Origin of the sequence: Pseudomonas fluorescens, from assembly GCF_041354075.1 — a bacterium.
GTDB lineage: Bacteria > Pseudomonadota > Gammaproteobacteria > Pseudomonadales > Pseudomonadaceae > Aquipseudomonas > Aquipseudomonas fluorescens_CE.
The window spans coordinates 1-21,199 of record NZ_JARZGC010000003.1 but is presented as its reverse complement, the minus strand read 5'-3'; the positions used below and the strand labels follow the sequence as shown (position 1 = coordinate 21,199).

17 protein-coding genes are annotated in these 21,199 nt (G+C 62.6%); 10 read left to right on the top strand and 7 right to left on the bottom strand.

The genetic code is table 11. The features are described 5' to 3' along the window. Positions 1 to 146: 146 nt before the first annotated feature. Positions 147 to 2,900 (bottom strand): response regulator, encoded by a 2,754-nt coding sequence (locus QIW53_RS04320; protein ID WP_371048451.1) that lies wholly within the window; start codon positions 2,898 to 2,900, stop codon positions 147 to 149. A gap of 214 nt (positions 2,901 to 3,114) precedes the next feature. Between QIW53_RS04320 and QIW53_RS04315 the strand changes: the two genes are divergently transcribed. The 7 genes from QIW53_RS04315 to QIW53_RS04285 all read left to right on the top strand — a co-directional run bounded on the left by QIW53_RS04315 (position 3,115) and on the right by QIW53_RS04285 (position 11,572). Beyond that, complete coding sequence (locus QIW53_RS04315) at positions 3,115 to 3,837, top strand: response regulator transcription factor (RefSeq protein WP_371048450.1); 723 nt, start codon at positions 3,115 to 3,117, stop codon at positions 3,835 to 3,837. Beyond that, complete coding sequence (locus tag QIW53_RS04310; protein WP_371048449.1) at positions 3,824 to 5,245, top strand: histidine kinase sensor domain-containing protein; 1,422 nt, start codon at positions 3,824 to 3,826, stop codon at positions 5,243 to 5,245. Before QIW53_RS04315 ends, QIW53_RS04310 begins: the two co-directional genes overlap by 14 nt. A gap of 175 nt (positions 5,246 to 5,420) precedes the next feature. Beyond that, positions 5,421 to 6,323 (top strand): cysteine synthase CysM, encoded by a 903-nt coding sequence (cysM, locus tag QIW53_RS04305; protein ID WP_201193223.1) that lies wholly within the window; start codon positions 5,421 to 5,423, stop codon positions 6,321 to 6,323. Further along, complete coding sequence (rlmD, locus tag QIW53_RS04300; protein WP_371048448.1) at positions 6,323 to 7,675, top strand: 23S rRNA (uracil(1939)-C(5))-methyltransferase RlmD; 1,353 nt, start codon at positions 6,323 to 6,325, stop codon at positions 7,673 to 7,675. Before cysM ends, rlmD begins: the two co-directional genes overlap by 1 nt. Before the next feature lie 123 nt (positions 7,676 to 7,798). Next, positions 7,799 to 10,042, top strand: a complete 2,244-nt coding sequence (relA, locus tag QIW53_RS04295) for a GTP diphosphokinase (protein WP_371048447.1) — start codon at positions 7,799 to 7,801, stop codon at positions 10,040 to 10,042. 125 nt (positions 10,043 to 10,167) lie between these two features. After that, positions 10,168 to 11,001, top strand: coding sequence for a nucleoside triphosphate pyrophosphohydrolase (mazG, locus tag QIW53_RS04290; RefSeq protein ID WP_371048446.1), 834 nt, complete (start codon positions 10,168 to 10,170; stop codon positions 10,999 to 11,001). A 28-nt stretch (positions 11,002 to 11,029) separates the two neighbouring features. Then, positions 11,030 to 11,572, top strand: a complete 543-nt coding sequence (locus QIW53_RS04285) for a DUF2058 domain-containing protein (protein WP_371048445.1) — start codon at positions 11,030 to 11,032, stop codon at positions 11,570 to 11,572. Between the two features lie 64 nt (positions 11,573 to 11,636). Here the strand turns inward: QIW53_RS04285 and QIW53_RS04280 are convergent, their stop codons facing one another. From QIW53_RS04280 to QIW53_RS04255, 6 genes are all read right to left on the bottom strand, one after another. Continuing rightward, positions 11,637 to 11,825, bottom strand: coding sequence for a hypothetical protein (locus tag QIW53_RS04280; protein WP_192305919.1), 189 nt, complete (start codon positions 11,823 to 11,825; stop codon positions 11,637 to 11,639). 289 nt (positions 11,826 to 12,114) lie between these two features. Then, on the bottom strand, positions 12,115 to 13,335 hold the full coding sequence (fabB, locus tag QIW53_RS04275) for a beta-ketoacyl-ACP synthase I (protein ID WP_015096439.1): 1,221 nt from the start codon (positions 13,333 to 13,335) through the stop codon (positions 12,115 to 12,117). 11 nt (positions 13,336 to 13,346) lie between these two features. After that, the gene (gene fabA / locus QIW53_RS04270) at positions 13,347 to 13,862 is read right to left on the bottom strand and encodes a 3-hydroxyacyl-[acyl-carrier-protein] dehydratase FabA (protein ID WP_003227150.1); all 516 of its coding nucleotides are present in this window, start codon (positions 13,860 to 13,862) and stop codon (positions 13,347 to 13,349) included. 247 nt (positions 13,863 to 14,109) lie between these two features. Continuing rightward, a complete protein-coding gene (locus QIW53_RS04265; RefSeq protein ID WP_371048444.1) occupies positions 14,110 to 16,011 on the bottom strand; it encodes an ATP-binding protein in 1,902 nt (633 codons plus the stop codon). Then, complete coding sequence (locus QIW53_RS04260; RefSeq protein ID WP_371048443.1) at positions 16,008 to 16,940, bottom strand: ABC transporter substrate-binding protein; 933 nt, start codon at positions 16,938 to 16,940, stop codon at positions 16,008 to 16,010. The genes QIW53_RS04265 and QIW53_RS04260 overlap by 4 nt, the downstream gene beginning before the upstream one ends. Beyond that, positions 16,941 to 19,064, bottom strand: a complete 2,124-nt coding sequence (locus QIW53_RS04255; RefSeq protein ID WP_371048442.1) for a TonB-dependent receptor plug domain-containing protein — start codon at positions 19,062 to 19,064, stop codon at positions 16,941 to 16,943. Between the two features lie 196 nt (positions 19,065 to 19,260). Between QIW53_RS04255 and QIW53_RS04250 the strand changes: the two genes are divergently transcribed. From QIW53_RS04250 to sixA, 3 genes are read left to right on the top strand one after another with little or no spacing between them, the layout of a single operon-like run. Then, positions 19,261 to 20,286, top strand: coding sequence for an NAD(P)H-dependent glycerol-3-phosphate dehydrogenase (locus QIW53_RS04250; protein WP_371048441.1), 1,026 nt, complete (start codon positions 19,261 to 19,263; stop codon positions 20,284 to 20,286). 31 nt (positions 20,287 to 20,317) lie between these two features. Beyond that, positions 20,318 to 20,665 carry a DUF4389 domain-containing protein gene (locus QIW53_RS04245; protein WP_371048440.1) on the top strand — a complete coding sequence of 116 codons (348 nt, stop codon included), beginning with the start codon at positions 20,318 to 20,320 and terminating at the stop codon, positions 20,663 to 20,665. Then, complete coding sequence (sixA, locus tag QIW53_RS04240; RefSeq protein WP_371048439.1) at positions 20,662 to 21,114, top strand: phosphohistidine phosphatase SixA; 453 nt, start codon at positions 20,662 to 20,664, stop codon at positions 21,112 to 21,114. The genes QIW53_RS04245 and sixA overlap by 4 nt, the downstream gene beginning before the upstream one ends. Positions 21,115 to 21,199 lie beyond the last annotated feature (85 nt).

Sequence of the window (21,199 nt, the reverse complement as noted above, 5' to 3'; positions counted from 1 at the left end):
GATCCTTGTTCCTGTGGGAGCCTGCTCCGGGCGATGGACACATGAACGCTGCGGGGCTTCAGGCAGTCAGCGTCATCGTTGACGACCATCGCGGATAAATTCGCTCCTACAGTAGAGCATCGGCGTCGAAAACCCCTTGCCCTGCATCAAGCATTGATCCGGGCCTGGGCCGCCAGACGATTGATCGCCCGGTCGAGCTCTTCCAGGGCGCCGGAGGCTTTCGGGTCCTGTTGCTTGAGCAGGGTTTCGCTGCGTTGGCAGGCCGCCCTGAGCTGCGGCACCCCGCAGTAACGGGTCGCGCCATGCAGGCGATGCACCCGTTCGATCAACGCCGTGTGATCCTGGGTTTCGCGGGCCACACGGATCGCTTCGCGGTCGGCCTCCAGCGAGGCCAGCAACATCGCCAGCATGTCCGCCGCCAGATCCTGCTTGCCGGCGGCCAGGCGCAGGCCTTCCTCGTGATCCAGCACCTGCAACTCCTGGTGGCCGCCATGGCTGTCACTGGAGCGCTCCGGGCCCTGATTGCGCAACGCCAGCCCCGTCCATTTCAGCACCACCTGAGCCAGTTGCCGCTCACTGATCGGCTTGGTCAGGTAATCGTCCATCCCGCTTTGCAGCAGGGCGCGTTTTTCGTTGGCCATGGCGTGGGCCGTGAGGGCCACGATCGGCATCGGCGTGCTGTGCCGTTCACTTTCCCACTGGCGGATGCTCTCGGTACTCTGGCGTCCGTCCATGCCGGGCATCTGCACATCCATCAGCACCAGGTCGAAGGTCTCGCTCTGCACGGCCTTGACGGCGGCGTAACCGCTTTCCACGGCGAGGACCTTGGCCCCGAGGTCTTCGAGCAGGGTTTGCACCAGCAGCAGGTTGGCCGGGTTGTCGTCGACACAGAGCACCTTGGGGGCACGGCTGGACACCGGTTCGCCGGGCTCGCTGCGTTGCTGGCGCGGGTTGATCAGGTCGGACAGCGAACGGCGCAGCTTGCGCGTGCAGGCCGGTTTCGCCTGGAGCTGACTGTGCGGGTTGGGCACCGACAGGTGGAACAAGGTCTGTTCGGTGGTCGGGCACAGGACCAGGACCTTGCAGCCGAGGTGTTCGAGGTCCCAGATGTGCTGGTTGAGGCGCTCTGGCGGCATGTCGTTGCTGGTGATGCCAAGCACCGCGAGGTCGATGGCCTGGTCGGTCTGGTGCGCGCCCATCACGCCGTTGGTCAGCCTTTCCAGGGTGTTGAACGGCGTCACCTCCAGGCCACAATCCTCCAGTTGATGCTGCAAGGCCTGGCGCGCCAGTTCGTGATTTTCCAGAACCGCGACCCGCCGTCCGAGCAGCGGCGCGCCCGGCATGTCCTCGGCATCGTCGCGGGTTTTGGGCAGGCTCAGGCTGATCCAGAACTCCGAGCCTTCGCCGGGCGTGCTGTCGACGCCAATCTCGCCGCCCATCTGCTCGATCAGGCGCTTGGAAATCACCAGGCCCAGGCCGGTGCCTCCCGGTTGCCGGGACAGCGAGTTGTCGGCCTGGCTGAACGCCTGGAACAGGGCGCGCACATCCTCGTTGGACAAACCGATGCTGGTGTCCTGGATGCTGATGCGCAGTTGCACGCTGTCCTCGTGTTCATCTTCGAGCATGGCGCGGGCGACGATGGTGCCTTCGCGGGTGAACTTGATCGCGTTGCTCACCAGGTTGGTGAGAATCTGCTTGAGCCGCAACGGATCCCCCACCAGCGACAACGGCGTGTCGCGATACACCAGGCTGACCAGTTCCAGTTGTTTGGCGTGGGCGGCGGGAGCGAGGATGGTCAGGGTGTCCTGCAGCAGGTCGCGCAGGTTGAACGGAATATGATCGAGCACCAGCTTGCCGGCCTCGATTTTCGAGAAGTCGAGGATCTCGTTGATGATGCCCAGCAGGCTGTCGGCGGATTTTTCGATGGTGCCCAGGTAATCGAGCTGGCGCGGTGTCAGTTCGCTTTTCTGCAGCAGGTGAGTGAAACCGAGAATGCCGTTGAGCGGTGTGCGGATTTCATGGCTCATGTTGGCCAGGAATTCGGATTTGATCCGGCTCGCCTCCAGGGCCTCCTTGCGCGCCAGGTCCAGCTCGATGTTCTGGATTTCGATGGTTTCCAGGTTCTGGCGCACGTCTTCGGTGGCCTGGTCGATGCTGTGCTGCAACTCTTCCTGGGCATTTTGCAGGGTGCCGGCCATGCGGTTGATGCCGGACGCCAGTTCATCCAGCTCCTGGCTGCCCAAGGGCGGCAGGCGGGTTTCCAGGTGACCGTCCTTGAGCTGTGCCACCGCTTGCTGGATCTGGTTCAGCGGCCGGTTGATCGTGCGGCCCATGCGCAACGCCAGCAGCGCCGTGGCGCCCAGGCCCGCGCCGATCAGCAGCAGGCTGGCGAACAGGCTGCGATAACCGCGCAGCAGCATGCCGTTGTGCGAGATTTCCAGTTCGACCCAGCCCAGCATGCGCTCGGTTTCCTCGGGAATCAGGTCGCCGGCCAGGTTGCGGTGCTTGCCGAACACCGGCAGCAGGTAACGGGTCGCGTCATTGCCGCTGCGTCGCAGCATTTGCGAGCTGTTGCCCAGCGGAGCCTGATTGAGCATGGTCGGGCCGGCATGGGCGAGCGGCGTGCGGTCCGGGTCGAGGAAGGTCACCGCGCGCACGTCAGGGGTTTCCAGGGATTGGGTGGCGATGCGTTCGAGCAGTTCGGCGTCGTTGTGGCTCATGGCCGGGGCGACGAGAGGGGCGAGCTGTTCGGCGATCATTTCGCCGCGCTGCATGAGCTGGGTTTGCAGGTCCGATTGCTGCATCCAGGTGAAGTAGCCGCCCAGCACCAGGGCCATCAGGCTGGTTGGAAGCAAGGTCAGCAACAGCACGCGGCCTTTAATTCCCAGTTTCTTGAGCACGCCACTCTCCTGCATCCAGCCATTTAGGAACCGGCACGTACATCCGGTACGCACCACTTGCGCAGTGTAGCGATTTGCTTGCGGGCAATCTTCGTAAAATTGATGTCGCCATTCGTCGGAGCGTTAGCGGTCTGAAGGCCGCGGGCGACACTCGGCTTGCCCGTGGCGAGGCAATCTTGAATAATCGCCAATTGAGAATTATTTGCAGATAATCATGACTCCCAGTGCTGCGGGCCACCCCCGAATCCTTTCCATCGAAGACGACCTGGTGCTCGGTGCCTACGTGCACGAGCAACTGGGGCGCAGTGGGTTTCAGGTCACCTGGTGCCAGAACGGCCAGGAAGGCCTGGCGATGGCCCGTGAGAACACCTTCGACGTGGTGCTGATGGACATTCTGCTGCCGGGGCTCAATGGCTTGTCGGTGTTGACCGAGTTGCGCCAGAGCCATTCCACCCCGGTGCTGCTGATGTCGGCGCTGGGGGCCGAGGCGGATCGCATCAGCGGCTTTCGTCTTGGCGCCGATGATTACCTGCCCAAGCCCTTCAGCATGGCTGAATTGCACGTGCGCATCGAAGCGATCCTGCGCCGAGTCGCGCTGGACCGGCGGCCGGCCGTCGCGCCGGTGGTGCAGGCGGTCGACAGCCTGCACTTCGACGAGGAACAGTCCGACGTGTTCCATGGTGAACAGGCGGCCGGCCTGACCCGCAGCGAATACCGCCTGCTCGACACCCTCAACCGCAATGGCGACGAAGTGTTGAGCAAAGCCTTCCTCTATCAGCATGTGTTGCAGCGCGGCTACGTGGCCCACGACCGCAGCCTCGACATGCACATCAGCCAGATCCGCCGCAAACTCAAGGCCATCGGCTACACCGAGCGGGAAGTGCGCACGGTGTGGGGCAAAGGCTACGTCCTGAGCGCCGACCATGAAGTGGGCTGACCTGCCGGGGCGCCATTCGCTGTTCTGGAAACTGGCCTGCCTGCTGGTGGCGTTCTGTCTGCTGATGATCTGGCTGAGCTGGTCCTGGGGGCGCTACATGGAAGAGCGCAACCAGTTTCTCTCGGATGAAGCCCGGGGCACCCTGACCCGTTACGCCGCCGAAGCCGAACAGGCGTGGCGGCAGCGCCAGCGCCCCGGCGTCGATGCCTGGCTGCAGGTGATGCGTCAGCGCGAACAGGGTTGGTCGGGGGTCATCAGCGGGGATTTGCAGTCGTTGAGCAGTGAGGCGCTGACCGACTCGCAAATCGAGCGCCTGACTTTCCTGCGCGGCCTCGACTGGCCGATCCACAAGAAGAACCTGCCGTGGATGCGCGTGCCGTTTCCCGGCGATCCCTCCGCCGGCAGCCTGGTGATCCAACTGCCCCAGCGTTTCCAGCCTGGGCGCTATCAGGTGTTCTGGCGCGTGATCACCAATGTGGTCATCCCGGGATTATTCACCCTGCTGTTGTGCGTCGGGTTGTATCGCCTGCTGGTGGTGCCCCTCAATCAACTGCGCGAACAGGCGAACGCCTGGCGTGCCGATCAACTGGGCGTGCGCCTGTCCAGCCGCACCACCAACCGCTCCGATGAACTGGGTGAGCTGGGCCGTGCGTTCGACCACATGTCCGAACGTCTGCAAAGCACCGTCGCCCTGCAACAACAGTTGTTGCGCGACTTGTCCCATGAACTGCGCACGCCCCTGAGTCGTCTGCGCGTGGCCAGTGAAGGCGAGCAAAACCTGACGCAACTGCGCGAGCGCATCGGCCGCGAAGTCGACGGCATGCAGCGCCTGGTCGAGGACACGCTGCAACTGGCCTGGCTCGACACCGAGCGCGCGCCGTTGCCCGACGAAGCGATCCAGATCCAGGCGCTGTGGGAAATGCTCACCGAAAACGCCTGTTATGAAAGCGCTTGCGCCGTGAGCCGCCTGCAATGCCGGGTGGATTCTACCTGCTGGGTGCGGGGCAACCTCAACACCCTGGCCCAGGCCCTGGAAAACATCCTGCGCAATGCCATCCGGCACTCGCCGCCAAACGGCATCGTGCGCCTTGAGGGCCGGCGTGAAGGGCACTTCTGGCATTTATGGCTGGAGGACGAAGGCGGCGGAGTGGCCGAACAGGATCTGGAACGGATCTTCTCACCCTTCATCCGCCTCGACGGCTCGCGGCCGGGCAACGGCGGGTTCGGCCTGGGCCTGAGCATCGCGCGCAACGCGGTGCAACGGCAGGGTGGGCAAGTGTGGGCCGAGAACACTGGGATTGGCTTACGCCTGAACATGCGCCTGTTGGCCCATGGTGAAGACATCCCCGCCCCTGTAGGAGCGAGCATGCTCGCGATGCTGTCTCAAGCGCCGCAGACATCCCTGTAGCCAAGGTTATCGTTAACGAGCATCGTCGGAACGCCGCCCGGGACGAGTCCGCTCCTACAGGGAGCATCTACAGTGCTTATTCTTTTAAGCCATAAGCACCGCACTTTGCGTGATATGGCCCGTCAACGTTTGCCGGTATGATAGGCGCCCCCGCAGTCTGGATTGCGAATACGCCATGACCTTGCAGTACCCAACCATCGCCGATTGCGTCGGCAACACTCCGCTGGTCCGTTTGCAGCGCCTGCCTGGCGCCACCAGCAACACCCTATTGCTCAAGCTTGAAGGGAACAACCCGGCGGGTTCGGTCAAGGACCGTCCGGCGCTGTCGATGATCACCCGTGCCGAGTTGCGCGGACAGATTCACGCCGGCGATACGCTGATCGAAGCGACCTCGGGCAACACCGGGATCGCTTTGGCGATGGCGGCCGCGATCAAGGGTTACAAGATGATCCTGATCATGCCGGACAACTCCAGCGCCGAGCGCAAGGCGGCCATGACCGCCTATGGTGCCGAACTGATCCTGGTCACTCAGGAAGAAGGCATGGAAGGCGCCCGCGACCTCGCCCAGCGAATGGAAGCCGAAGGTCGCGGCAAGGTGCTGGACCAGTTCGCCAACGGTGACAACCCCGAAGCGCACTACACCACCACCGGCCCGGAAATCTGGCGCCAGACCGAGGGCACCATCACTCACTTCGTCAGCTCGATGGGCACCACCGGCACCATCATGGGCGTGTCGCGCTACCTCAAAGAACAGAATGACAACGTGCAGATCCTCGGCCTGCAGCCGATGGAAGGCGCGTCGATCCCGGGCATCCGCCGCTGGCCGCAGGAATACCTGCCGAAGATTTACCAGGCCGATCGCGTGGACCGCATCATCGACATGGCGCAAAGCGAAGCCGAGGACGTGACCCGTCGCCTGGCCCGCGAAGAAGGCATCTTCTGTGGCGTGTCGTCGGGCGGTGCCGTGGCCGGCATGTTGCGTCTGTCGAGGGAAGTTGAAAACGCGGTGATCGTCGCGATCATCTGCGACCGTGGCGACCGTTACCTGTCGACCGGCATTTTCGACGCGCCCAACTGATGGCCAGACACGAGAGAGGCCTGCGCTTCCAGCCCACGGGTGGCAGCAAGGCCGCGCAAATCCCGACCGGCAAAAAGCAGCGCCTGCGTATCGAGCGCCTGGCCAATGACGGTCGCGGCATCGCGTTTTTCGAAGGCCGCACCTGGTTCGTCCTCGGCGCCCTGGCCGGCGAGGAGGTCGAGGCGCGGGTGCTGGGCGCCCATGGCAAGGTGGTCGAAGCGCGCACCGAGCGGGTGTTCCAGGCCAGCGAGCTGCGTCGCCCGGCACCCTGCGCCCATGCCGGTCGCTGTGGTGGCTGCAGTATTCAGCATCTGCCTCACGACGAACAGCTTGCCCTGAAACAGCGCATGCTCGCCGAACAATTGTCCCGGGTCGCCGGTGTCGAGCCCGACGAATGGACTGCGCCCTTGAGCGGTCCGGAGTTCGCCTATCGTCGGCGCGCCCGGGTCGCCGTGCGCTGGGACGCCAAGGCGAAACAACTCGAGGTCGGCTTTCGCGCCGCTGGCAGCCAGGACATCGTCGCGATCGACGAATGCCCGGTGCTGGTACAGCCCTTGCAACCGATCATGACGCGCCTGCCGGAGATGTTGCGGCGCTTGAGCAAACCCCAGGCGTTGGGGCATGTGGAGTTGTTCAGCGGCTCGAAGCTGGCGGTTCTGCTGCGGCACATGGCGCCGTTGTCCGACGCCGACATGACGATTCTCAAGGAATTCTGCGCGTTCCATGAAGCGCAGTTGTGGCTGCATGGCGAGGGCGAACCGCAACCGGTCGATGCCGATCAGACCCTGGGCTATCGCCTTGAACAGTGGGATCTGGAGCTGGCCTACCGCCCGGGTGATTTCGTCCAGGTCAACGCTGCGGTCAACGAAGCGATGGTCGCCCAGGCGCTGGCGTGGTTGAAGCCGACAGCGGATGAACGCGTTCTCGATCTATTCTGTGGTTTGGGCAACTTCGCCTTGCCGCTGGCCAAAACCGTTCGCGAAGTGGTGGCGGTCGAAGGTGTGCAGGCGATGGTGGAGCGGGCGGCCGCGAACGCCGCTGCGAACAATCTGCATAACGCGTCGTTTTTTCAGGCCGATTTATCCCAGCCTTTGACCGACGCCGAATGGGCGCGCGAAGGCTTTTGTGCGGTACTCTTGGACCCACCGCGTGACGGTGCTTTCGAGGTGGTGCGCAAGCTCAGGACGCTAGGCGCCGAACGGTTGGTGTATGTGTCGTGCAACCCTGCAACTCTGGCGCGCGATACGGTCGAATTGATCAAGCAGGGCTACCGGTTAAAACGTGCCGGGATTCTCGATATGTTTCCTCAGACGGCACATGTCGAGGCCATGGCGTTATTTGAAGCGAGCTAGGAAGGCTCGTCTGGTCCGACTGACCCGCCCGTGCAGCACTCGTCATGGCCCCGCGAGTGCACTCGGCAACGAAGGTCAGCGATTTGACGCATTGAATCTGCGTCGTAGGGAAGGTAAAGCAAGATGGTACAGGTGAGAGCACACCAGCCGATCAACACCGACGGCAGTATCAATCTCGAGGCTTGGCTCGATCATGCGGTCAGTGTCGATCTGGCACTGGATCGCGAAGCCTTGAAAGACGCGTGCGAGTTCGCTCGCACGTCTGAACAACAGGCCAATGCAGCGAAAAACCTCTGGTCCGAAGGGACCTCGAGTTTCAGCACCGGCCTTGAGATCGCCGAGATTCTCGCCGACCTCAAACTCGATCAGGATTCCCTGGTCGCTGCAGTCCTGTACCGGGGCGTGCGCGAAGGCCAGATCCCGCTGCCGGCCGTGAGCCAGCGCTTCGGTCCGGTGGTGGCCAAACTCATCGACGGCGTGTTACGCATGGCGGCGATCAGCGACAGCCTGAGCCCACGCAAATCCATGGTGATGGGCACCCAGGGCCAGGTGGAAAACCTGCGCAAGATGCTGGTGGCCATGGTCGACGACGTGCGCGTCGCGCTGATCAAGCTGGCCGAGCGTACCTGCGCGATCCGTGCGGTGAAAAATGCCGACGACGAGAAGCGCAACCGCGTGGCCCGTGAAGTCTTCGACATCTACGCCCCCCTGGCGCACCGCCTGGGTATCGGTCACATCAAGTGGGAGCTGGAGGACCTGTCCTTCCGCTACCTGGAGCCCGATCAATACAAGCAGATCGCCAAGCTGCTCCACGAGCGGCGCCTGGATCGCGAGCGGTTCATCAGTGACGTGATGTGCCAGCTCAAAAGCGAATTGCAGGCCACCGGCGTCGAGGCGGACATCAGCGGCCGGGCCAAGCACATCTACTCGATCTGGCGCAAAATGCAGCGCAAGGGCCTGGAGTTCAGCCAGATCTACGACGTGCGTGCGGTGCGGGTGCTGGTGCCGGAAATGCGCGACTGCTACACCGCGCTCGGCATCGTTCATACCTTGTGGCGACACATCCCGAAAGAGTTCGACGACTACATCGCCAACCCGAAAGAGAACGGCTACCGCTCGCTGCACACGGCCGTGATCGGCCCCGAGGGCAAGGTGCTGGAAGTGCAGATTCGCACCCACTCCATGCACGAAGAGGCCGAGCTGGGCGTTTGCGCGCACTGGCGTTACAAGGGCACCGACGTCAAATCCAGTTCCAACCACTACGAAGAGAAAATCTCCTGGCTGCGTCAGGTGCTCGAGTGGCATGAGGAACTGGGCGATATCGGTGGCTTGGCCGAACAGCTGCGGGTCGATATCGAACCGGACCGGGTCTACATTTTCACCCCGGACGGTCACGCCATCGACCTGCCCAAAGGGGCGACGCCGCTGGACTTCGCCTACCGCGTGCACACCGAAATCGGTCACAACTGCCGTGGCGCGAAGATCAACGGGCGCATCGTCCCGCTCAACTACAGCCTGCAGACCGGTGAGCAGGTCGAGATCATCACCAGCAAGCACGGCACGCCGAGTCGTGACTGGTTGAACCCGAACCTGGGTTACATCACCACCTCGCGGGCCCGGGCGAAGATTGTCCACTGGTTCAAGTTGCAGGCCCGCGACCAGAACGTCGCGGCCGGTAAAACCCTGCTCGAACGTGAACTCAGTCGCCTCGGCCTGCCGGCCGTGGACTTCGACAAGCTGGCCGACAAGGCCAACATGAAGACGGCGGAGGACATGTACGCGGCGTTGGGCGCCGGCGACTTGCGCCTGGCGCAACTGGTGAACCTGGCGCAGCAACTGGTCGAGCCGGAACGCGGCAACGAGCAGCTGGAACTGATCCCGCGCAAGGCCAGCGGCTACAAGCCGGGCAAGCGCGGCGACATCCAGATCCAGGGCGTCGGCAACCTGATGACGCAGATGGCCGGTTGCTGCCAGCCGCTGCCGGGGGATGCCATCGTCGGCTACATCACCCAGGGTCGCGGCGTGAGCATCCACCGCCAGGACTGCGCTTCGGTGCTGCAACTGGCCGGGCGCGAGCCCGAGCGGATCATCCAGGTCAGCTGGGGCCCGGTGCCGGTGCTCACCTACCCGGTGGACATCATCATCCGTGCCTACGACCGTTCCGGTTTGCTGCGTGACGTCTCGCAGGTACTGCTCAACGAGCGGATCAACGTGCTGGCGGTCAATACCCGCTCGAACAAGGAGGACAACACCGCGTTGATGTCCCTGACCATCGAGATTCCGGGACTGGATGCGCTGGGACGGTTGCTGGGGCGGATTTCCCAGTTGCCGAACATCATTGAAACCCGGCGTAACCGTACCCCGTGAAGATGCCCCTCCTGTGGGAGCGAGCCTGCTCGCGATGAAGGCGTGTCAGTCCTGTCAATGTTGACTGACACACCCTCATCGCGAGCAGGCTCGCTCCCACAGGAGATTTGTGCTGAGAACCCGATATGTACAGCCTTGAAGACCTGCTGCACCTGATGAGCCGTCTGCGTGACCCGCAATTCGGCTGTCCCTGGGATATCAAGCAAACCTACGCCAGCATCGTCCCGCACACCCTCGAGGAAGCCTACGAGGTGGCTGATGCCATCGAGCGCGGCGATTTCGATCACCTGCAGGGCGAGTTGGGTGATCTGCTGTTCCAGGTGGTTTATTACAGCCAGTTGGCGCGGGAGGAAGGGCGCTTCGAATTTGCCGGGGTCATCGACAGCATCACCCGCAAGCTGATCCGGCGCCACCCGCACGTGTTCCCCTCCGGCGACCTGTATGCCCCGCTGGACGTTCCGCGCCTGAGCGAAGAGCAGGTCAAGCAGCGGTGGGAGGAGATCAAGGCCGAGGAGCGTGCCGAAAAATCTGCGGCGCCGCAGCAGTTGTCCTTGCTCGACGATGTACCCACCGCGCTGCCGGCCCTGTCGCGCTCGGCCAAGCTGCAAAAGCGCGCAGGGCAGGTGGGGTTCGACTGGCCCGACGCGTTGCCGGTGCTGGACAAGGTGCGTGAAGAGCTCGACGAGATCCTCGAGGCGATGGCCGACAACGACCCGGCGGCGATTGCCGATGAAGTGGGCGACCTGCTGTTTTCCGTGGTCAATCTGGCGCGACATCTGAAGGTCGATCCGGAAGCCGCCTTGCGCGGCGCCAACGGCAAGTTCGAAAGACGTTTCCGTTTTATCGAACAGGCATTGCGCGACACCCACCGGCCCATGGAAGATTGCACCCTCGAAGAGTTGGACGCCCTGTGGGGCGAAGCCAAACGTCAGGAAAAGAATTTACCCAACTGCGGTTGAGCAGTGGCCCAAGCGAGAAACAAGCACCATGAGCATTTCCCTTCGCGACCAGTTGCTCAAAGCAGGGCTGGTCAATCAAAAGCAGGCCAAACAGGTCGGCAAAGAGAAGCAGAAACAGCAACGTCTGGCCCACAAGGGACAGATCGAACTCGACGATTCCCAGCAGCGCGCTGCCCAGGAAGCCAAGGCCGAGAAGGTCAAGCGCGACCAGGAGCTGAACCGTCAGCAGCAGGAAAAGGCCGAGGCCAAGGCCCGTGCCGCGCAGGTCAAGCAATTGATCGAAGTCTCGCGCCTGCCGAAGCTGACCACCGAGGACTACTACAATTTCGTTGACGACAAGAAGGTCAAGCGCCTGTGCGTCAACACGCTGATGCGCAACAAGCTCAGCAACGGTTCGCTGGCCATCGTGCACCATGCCGGCGGCTACGAAGTGATTCCCCGGGAAGCGGCCCTGAAGATCCAGGAGCGCGACCCACAGCGCATTGTGCAGCTCAACGTGCAGACCGAAGAAGCGGCAGCCGAGGACGATCCGTACGCGGCCTACAAGATCCCTGACGACCTGATGTGGTAATCGGTCGCGTCCAACGACAAACCCCGCTCATGGCGGGGTTTGTCGTTTCAATGCTGTCGTTCGCTCAGGCTGATCGTAATTCCCGTTGCCGTTCCTGGAGTTCCAGCTCGGCCTTGTAGTTGTGGGCATCGATCTCGTTATGGAACATCCCGACCAGCAAGTCCTGTTGATGCACATCCCAGATCCGTACGCCGGCGGCTACGCCTTCATGGGACATGTGTGAATCGTCGCGTTCAGTCACTTTTACAGTCATCTGCTAGCTCCAATCTCTGTTATCTGCAGCAAGGCGTGTGCAGGTCTCTGTTATAGAGTTTGATAGCCGGCTAAGTAAATCGACCCATCCGGTAAAGATCAGTTACGGATTCTGCAACAGTGCTGCAGCCCGCCAACGGCGCGACATTCGGTCGCAGGGCGATGAGTTGCATGACAAAAGCTTCATGTTTGTGAAGCGCAACGGGGAGGGGAGGACCCGAGTTTTCCCCAGGCAAAAAAACGCCCCGAACCAGTCGGGGCGTTTTCAGGTACGGCTCAGCAGCGGGAGATTACTTGCCTTCCCAGCGCTTGAGGACCAGCGTCGCGTTGGTGCCACCAAAACCGAAGCTGTTGCTCATCACGGTGTTGATGGTGGCGTTTTCGCGGGTCTTGGTCAGAACTGGCAGGTCAGCCACTTCCGGGTCCAGCTCGTCGATGTTGGCCGAGCCGGCGATGAAGTTGCCTTCCATCATCAGCATGCAGTAGATCGCTTCGTGAACGCCAGCGGCGCCCAGGGAGTGACCCGACAGGCTCTTGGTGGAGCTGATGGCCGGTGCCTTGTCGCCGAACACTTCACGCACACCTTTCATTTCCGCGACGTCGCCGACCGGGGTCGACGTGCCGTGGGTGTTCAGGTAGTCGATCGGGGTGTCGACGGTGGACAGCGCCTGCTGCATGCAGCGGATCGCGCCTTCGCCACTCGGAGCCACCATGTCGTAGCCGTCGGACGTCGCGCCGTAGCCAACGATTTCCGCGTAGATCTTCGCGCCACGGGCCAGGGCGTGTTCCAGCTCTTCGACCACGACCATGCCGCCGCCACCGGCGATAACGAAACCGTCACGGTCGGCGTCGTAGGCGCGGGAGGCTTGTTCCGGGGTGTCGTTGCGCTTGCTGGACAGGGCGCCCATGGCGTCGAACAGGAACGACTGGCTCCAGTGTTCTTCTTCACCGCCGCCGGCGAATACGATGTCCTGCTTGCCCATCTGGATCTGTTCCATGGCGGTGCCGATGCAGTGAGCACTGGTGGCACAGGCGGAAGCGATGGAGTAGTTCAGGCCCTTGATCTTGAACGGGGTGGCCAGGCAGGCGGAAACGGTGCTGCTCATGGTCCGCGTGACGCGGTATGGGCCGACGCGCTTGACGCCTTTCTCGCGCAGGATGTCCAGCGCTTCCATCTGGTTGAGCGTGGAGGCGCCACCGGAGCCGGCGATCAGGCCGGTACGCGGGTTGGACACTTGCTCTTCGGTCAGGCCGGAGTCGGTGATGGCGTCTTTCATGGCCAGGTAGGCGTAAGCCGCCGCGTGGCCGACGAAACGATAGATCTTGCGATCGATCAGTTCTTCAAGGTTGAGGTCGATGGAGCCGGAAACCTGGCTACGCAGACCCATTTCGGCATATTCCGGGTTGAACCGGATGCCCGGGCGACTTGCACGCAGGTTAGCGGAGACGGTCTCTTTGTCATTGCCCAGGCACGAAACGATGCCCAGACCAGTGATAACGACGCGGCGCATGCGGATAACCCTTAGAAGTTGTCAGTGGAGGTGAAAACGCCGACCCGGAGGCCTTCGGCGGTGTAGATTTCGCGACCGTCGACAGTCACCGAACCGTCGGCGATGGCCAGGTTCAGCTTGCCCTTCAGGACGCGCTTGATATGAATGTTATAGGTGACTTTCTTCGCGGTCGGCAGGACCTGACCGAAGAACTTCACTTCGCCCGAGCCCAGGGCGCGGCCGCGGCCTGGCAGACCTTGCCAGCCGAGGAAGAAACCGACCAGTTGCCACATGGCGTCGAGGCCCAGGCAACCTGGCATCACCGGATCACCTTCGAAGTGACAGGCGAAGAACCACAGGTCCGGATTGATATCCAGCTCGGCGACCAATTCACCTTTGCCGTACTTGCCACCCTCTTCGCTGATCAGGGTGATGCGATCAACCATCAGCATGTTCGGGGCGGGCAGTTGCGCGTTACCTGGGCCGAACAGCTCACCGCGACTGCAGCGCAGCAGGTCTTCCCGGGTAAAGGCGTTTTGTTTGGTCATGCGAGCTCCTCAATAATCCCATGCGGCAGGTGGGGCAAATCTTCCCGGCCGATCGAAGCATTCATGCCTCGAGTCGGCAGCCTACTCATAGACTATTGCGTTGTAGTGAAAGTCACAGCACCAAGGACATGAAAGTACACTTGTGCACTGAAATTATTATACAAGCCCCTTTTCGGGCCTGTTCGGGTGCCTAAGACTGCCGCAATTTCGCTTTCCACGCCAGTCGCATATGCTCGAAAGGCCTGCATTACTGCACCCATCGTTGGAGAATCTGCTGCAAATCCGCACGTTTGAACGGCTTGGCCAGGTAATCGTTCATTCCTGCCGACAGGCAGGTTTCCCGGTCGCCCTGCAAGGCGTTCGCGGTCAGCGCGATGATCGGCAGATCGGCGCAGCCGGGCAGTTGGCGAATCTGGCGAGTGGCCTCGTAGCCATCGATGATCGGCAGCCGGCAATCCATCAGGATCGCTTCGAAAATCAGGCTCTCGGCACTGCGCACCGCCTGAGCGCCGTCGGTGGCGACACTGACGGTGAAGCCCAGGCTGCGCAACATGGCCTCGATGACGGTCTGGTTGACCGGATTGTCCTCGACCAGCAGCACATTGCGACCTGCGCCATCGCCGCTGCCGGTTTGCGCCCGGGGCGTCAGCACCGGCAATGACTGTTTATACAGCGCCAGAGGGATTTCCAGGGTGAATGCCGAGCCGAGACCTTCTTCACTCTGGGCACGCAAGGTGCCGCCCATGCGTTCGGCCAGGGTGCGTGCGATCGGCAACCCGAGCCCGGTGCCGCCGTAACGCCTGGAAATCGAGCTGTCGGCTTGCTGGAAGGCATTGAACATCGACTCCAGGCTTTCGGCCGGGATGCCAATGCCGCTGTCGCGCACGGTGCAGGTAAACCACAGCAGTTCGTGGTCCAGCGATTGCCACTGCGGCTCGATGCTCACCCGGCCTTGCTCGGTGAACTTCAGCGCATTGCCCACCAGGTTCACCAGGATCTGCCGGATGCGCGTGGGGTCGCCCTGAACCTGCAAGGCGTGCATGTCGTCGGGAATCCGCAACGCCAGGTCGAGCCCGCGTTGCGCCGCGCTGTGGTGGAACGACTGGGCGCAACTGCTGATCAGGTCCGCCAGGTTGAACGCAATGTGCTCCAGTTCCAGTTCCGAGCGTTCGATGCGCGAAAAATCGAGAATGTCGTTGATGACCTTGAGCAGGTGTTCGGTTGACTCCGAGGCCAGCGCCGCATACTCGACCTGCTCCTCGGTCATCTCGGTGGTCTCCAGCAACTGCAACATGCCGAGCACGCCATTCATCGGTGTGCGCAGTTCGTGGCTCATCATCGCCAGGAAGTCGGATTTGGCGTTGTTGGCCTTTTCCGCCTCTTCGCGGGTCTGGATCAACTGCGCCATGGCCTGGTGCTGTTCACGGCTGGCCTGCTCGAGGCCGCTGGCCAGGTTATTGATGTGCTGCGACAGCGCACCGAGTTCGGTGTCGTCGACAATCGGCAGCGGGGTGGTGTAATCGCCGCTCTGGATCGCCTTGACCGCATTGCCGATGTCGCGGATCGGCTGCGACAGGCTGCCGGCCAGGCGCCGGGCGATCAGGTAGGTGAACAGCAAGGCGAACAGCGCCAGGATGCCGGCCTTGAACAGGATCTCCTGCTGGCGCTTGCTGAAGGCATCGCTGGACAGACCGACGATCACCCGGCCCAGGTAGTCCTCGCCGGGCGCTGCACTGGAGACCTTGCTGCTTTGAAAGAAATCATTGTGCAAGGCGATTCGCTGCAGCCGCACCGGTGCCTGGAACACTTCGACCTGTTCCGAGCGGCTGTGGGTTTCCGAGGGATGCTCGACGTACACCAGAATCCGGTTGGCGCTGTCCTGGACCTCGAGAAAGCGTACGTTCGGTGTGGCCAGGGTGGCCTTGAGCAAACTGTCGAGCACTTCGTTGTTGCCGGAAATCACCCCGTATTCCGCCGCAGGGGCCAGTTGATTGGCAATCAGTTGACCGGTGTGGTTGAGCTCCTGGCGCAAGTCCTGGATCCGCACGAAGGTAAAGAAACTGATCAGCAGCAAGGTCAGCAACAGGGCCGGGCCGAGGCTGATGATCTGTGTGCGGGTGTTGATGTCCCAACGACGACGGAAAGTCATGGGCGGCTTTCTCCTGCAGCCAACTGTGTGGCGACGAGCGCTTCATCGATCTGTTCAATACCTAATGAACGAGCCACTTGCGGGTTACTCAAGACTTTGAAGTGATTGGCGTAATGCGAGCGTGGCCAGGTGGCCGTCGGCCGGTCGAGCAACTCGTCGAGAACGCTCAGCCAGTCGCTCTGATCGCTGTAGCTGCTGGCCAGGCTGCCGGCTCTGACGAAGCCGACGTTCGGGCCGATCAGCGCGGTTTGCCGCGCGTAGCTGCTGAGCAGCAGGTTTTTTGCGGTCCTGGGGTTATACAGGTCGGGGTCGTCGAGACCCAGCAGCACGTCGCTGTTTTTCAGCAGGGCCTGCAACGGGCGGCTGTCATGGGGGTTGTCCCAGCGCTGGGTGACGATTTCCAGGTTCAACGCTTCGGCGGCCTGACTCAGTTCGCTCAGGAAGAATTCGCTGTGATGGTCGTACAGCACGCCGACGCGCCTGGCCTCCGGCAGCAGGCTGCGGATCAGATGCAGCTGGCGCTCCGGCGGGGGATCGCTCCACAGCAGGCTCAAGCGTGGCGGCCGCGTGGTGCCCAGCCGTTCATGGGCCTGCACGCGGCTGATGCGCAGCACCAGCGTCGCCGGGCCCCGTGCGTCCTGCAGGCGCCAGTCGAGGCTTGGCAGGTCCAGCAGGATCAAGCGGGTTCTGCCGGGCAGCTGACTCGGCGCCGGCAGACTGGTCACCGATTGAAAGCGGATGCTGTCGTCGGGGCGCAGTTCACCCAGGGCGCTCGCGAAGTCCTGTATGGCGGGACTGTCATCGGCGCCGATGAGCAGGATGTCCCCGGCGCTGGCCGACAGGCTCAGCAGCCAACCGGCCAATAGCAGGCAGAACCCGGCCAGCAGGGGGCCAAGGGTGGGCAGCTTGCGCGGCGCACGCGGGCCCATCTAGAACATCAGCTCCGCGCTGAAGTACATCACTCGGCGCTGGTCATAACGGTTATCGATGAATGTGGTGGGCTGATGGTCCAGGCGCTGCTGGAGCACACCCGCCAGCTCCAGGCTGGCCTTGCCCAGGCCGATGCGTCTGGCGACGCGCGTGTCGACCCGTTCGAAGCGATAGCCATTGAGCGCGTCGTCACCATAATAGAAGAGGGCACTGTTCCAGCCCTGGCCCCAGTTGCGCAGCCAGCCGGCGGAGCCACTGTTACGGGCGGTCTGCCTGGCATCCAGCGGATTGCTCGCCTGGGCATCGACATAGGCGTAGCTCAGGCGCAGCCGGTCGGCGCTGCCCAGGCGCCAGTCGAGCTGGGTTTCCGCCCCGGTGAAGCGCGAGCGGTTGGCATTGCTGGCGACGTACTGGTTGTTGCGCAAGGGTTCGCTGATCATGCCGGTGATTTCGTCATGGAAAACCTTCACATCCACGGCCAGTCCCCACTCGGCGAAAAAGCCGTTATAGCCCACTTCCCTTGAACGCATGCGCTCCTTGTCGAGGTCGCCGGGGCCGCGGGTCCTGACGAAGTAACGGGCGCTGCTTTGGCCGTAGGCCGCCGGTTGCAGGTGGGTGACGCGGTAACTCCAGTTGACGTTGTTCTCGAACATGTCCGGCGAGCGGATGGCTTCCGAGTACACCGCGCGCAAACCGTGGCGCGGATTGATCAGGTAGTTGACCGCCATGCGCGGGGTCAACGAACTGCCGGTCAACCGGGTGTCTTCGAACATCGCCCCGCCCTGCAACAGCCAGTGTTCGGTCGCCCGCCATTCGAACTGGCCGAAGGCACGCCAGGTGGTGTCATCGAATTTGCCATTGAAGTAGGTCTCGGAATCGGCTCGGTCGTAACGATAGTTCATGCCGCTGACCAGTCGCAGGCTGTCGGACAGGCTGAAGGTGTCCTGCAGTTCGAGGTCGTAGCGCGTCTCGCGGATGCTCTGGTCGATGTTGCCGCACAGGGTTTGGCTGGCGCCGGCGCGCCACTGATCCAGCACCTTGTTGGCCAGGGCCTGTTCCGTCGACGTGCCGGCCGGCGCACCGGAGCCCAGGTAGTTCACGATGTTGCGCGCCACGCGCTCGGTGTAGTTCGGGTTGAGTTGCCAGAGCGAGGTCAGCTCGGGGCTGAACGACACCTCGGCATCGCAGGCGCGCCATGTCTGCTGGCGATCCCAGTGCTGGGCCGAGCCCTGGATATAAAGGCTGTGCTCAGGGTTGATGTCCAGGTTCCAGCGCAGGGAGCCGGCGTAATCCTTGGCGACTACATCGGAATTGTTACCGGCGGCGGTAATCCCCGAGAACACCGGGCGGTAGGTATAAGGCCGCTGATTGCTTCCTTCCTTGGCATTGAGTTGCCAATCGAGGCTTTGCCGTTCGTCGAGCATCTGACTGACGGCCAGGTTGAATCGGTTGAGGCGACGGTTGTCGCGGTAATCGGCGCCGCGCCGATCGGAATCGAACCCGTCGTCCTGCTGGCCGGACAGCGACAGGCGCAGTTCTCCGGTGTCCCAATCCACACCCTGGCTGGCGTAGAAGTCGTCGATGCCACGCTGACCGCGGGTGATCTTGAGTCGCGTGCCGTGGCTGTCGGCGGGATTGCGGGTGATTACGTTGACGACCGCCATCAGTGCATTGGCGCCATAGCTGACGGTATTCGGACCGCGAAAAACTTCGATGCGCTCGATGTCTTCCATGGCCACGGGAATATCGCTCCAGTCCACCGTGGCCAGGCCGGCCCGGTACACCGAGCGGCCATCAATCAGCACCTGCAGGCGCCGCGCATCGCTGGCATTGGTGCCGTGGTAATTCACCGTGGGCTGGTTGCCGCTGACGTTGCCGACCATCATGCCCGGCACCAGGCGCAACAGTTCGCTGATGTCACGGGCGCCGCTGCGGGTGATCAGTTCGCTGTCGAGTACGGTCATGCTGCCGGGCACCGCCGCCGGCGACTGCTTCAGGCGCGTTGCGGTCAGCACCTGTGGCAGCGGTTCGCTGTCGAGGAACAGGTCGTCGGCCATCAGTGACGGGCTGAAGATCAACGCCAGAACCAGCGGCGAACGAGACGAAGCAGGACCAAACGACACGACACATCCTTGATAGCGAATCACTGGCGCGCATGTTAACCGAGCCAGCCGACTTTTCCATGCACGATGACCGCATTTTCCTCGCAATCATCGGTCTGCTCCTCACAAGCACCGGTAATTGATGCAGGGGCTGTCCGTGACTGGGCCGCTCCGTATAATGCCGGCATCGCCACTGGTATGGATTAACGGATTGCATATGACTGAACAGCGCCCGATTGCGGTACTGGGAGGCGGAAGTTTTGGTACCGCCGTGGCTAACCTGTTGGCGGAAAACGGCCATCAGGTCCGCATGTGGATGCGTGACCCCGAGCAGGCCGAGGCCATTCGGGTCAATCGCGAGAACCCGCGCTACCTCAAGGGCATCAAGGTGCTGGCGGCCGTCGACCCGACCACGGACCTGCTGGCGACGCTCGAGGCGTGCGAACTGTGTTTCGTGGCATTGCCGTCCAGCGCGCTGCGCTCGGTGCTCGCGCCCCACGCGCAACGCCTGAGCGGCAAGATGCTGGTGAGCCTGACCAAAGGCATCGAAGCCCACACATTCAAGCTGATGAGCGAGATCCTCGAAGAGATCGCGCCGCAGGCGCGCATCGGCGTCTTGTCCGGGCCGAACCTGGCCCGTGAAGTCGCCGAGCATGCGTTGACCGCGACCGTGGTCGCCAGTGCGGACGAAGAACTCTGCCAGCAGGTCCAGGCAGCCTTGCACGGTCGCACTTTCCGCGTGTACGCCAGCGCCGATCGCTTCGGTGTTGAGCTGGGCGGGGCGCTGAAAAACGTCTACGCGATCATCGCCGGCATGGCGGTGGCGCTGGGCATGGGCGAGAACACCAAGAGCATGCTGATCACCCGCGCCCTGGCGGAAATGACCCGTTTCGCGGTAAATCAGGGGGCCAACCCGATGACGTTCCTCGGGTTGGCGGGCGTGGGTGACCTGATCGTGACCTGCTCTTCACCCAAGAGCCGAAACTATCAGGTCGGCTTCGCCCTCGGTCAGGGCTTGAGCCTGGAGGACGCGGTGACGCGCCTGGGCGAGGTCGCCGAGGGGGTCAACACCCTGAAAGTGCTCAAGGCCAAGGCCCAGGAAGTCGGTGTGTACATGCCGCTGGTCGCCGGACTGCACGCGATCCTCTTCGAAGGGCGCACGCTCAACCAGGTGATTGAACTGCTGATGCGGGCTGAACCCAAGACCGACGTCGATTTCATTTCCACCAGTGGTTTCAACTGATCACGTTTTACACAAGGGCAGGGCATTGCACATGAACGATCCGAAAGTAGAAGCCAGTTACGAGTCCATCCTGCTGCGGGTGTTGTGGATGATCGTTTTCCTGCTGGTCTGGCAGGTGGCGCAGTTCATCCTCGGCGCCGTGGTGCTGGTGCAACTGGTCTATCGTTTGTTTTATGGCGCCCCGAACGCCAGCCTGATGAATGTCGGCGACAGCCTGAGCCAGTTCCTGGCCCAGATCGGTCGGTTTGGCACCTTTCACAGCGACCAGAAGCCCTGGCCGTTCGCCGATTGGCCGGCGCCGCGTACGCCGGAAGGTGAAGCGCCGCACAGCGTGGCGCCTGCACCGCACCCGGTCCGAGATGAGGAACCCAAACTATGAAACTCTGGGTATTGCGTCACGGTGAAGCCGAGCCCTGCGGCAGTCGTCCAGACTCGGAACGGGCGTTGACGGCCCACGGTCGAGAGGAAGTGTTGCGTTCGGCTGCCGAGTTGATGGGCACACCGATCACGGCCATCTACGCCAGCCCCTATTTGCGCGCACAACAAACCGCCGAGATCGTGCGCACGGCCCTCGGCTTTGCGCCAGACATTCGCACCGTCGAATGGCTGACCCCCGACAACCGCCCGCAAGCGGTGGCCGAGCAACTGGTGTCGGTCGACAACGCGCTGCTGGTCAGCCACAACCCGCTGGTAGGCAATCTGCTGGGCTACCTGCAACACGGCCATGTGCAGGACCCCGAAACCGTGAAGACCGCAGGCCTGGCCGAGCTCGAGGGCGACTTGCCGCTGGCTGGTGCGATGAAGCTCAACGGTCTCAAGCACCCGTAGTCCCATTGCAATCGGGCCAATGGTGTGGGAGCGGGCTTGCTCGCGAAGGCGGTGTTTCAGTCGGCGGTGATGACATCTGATACAC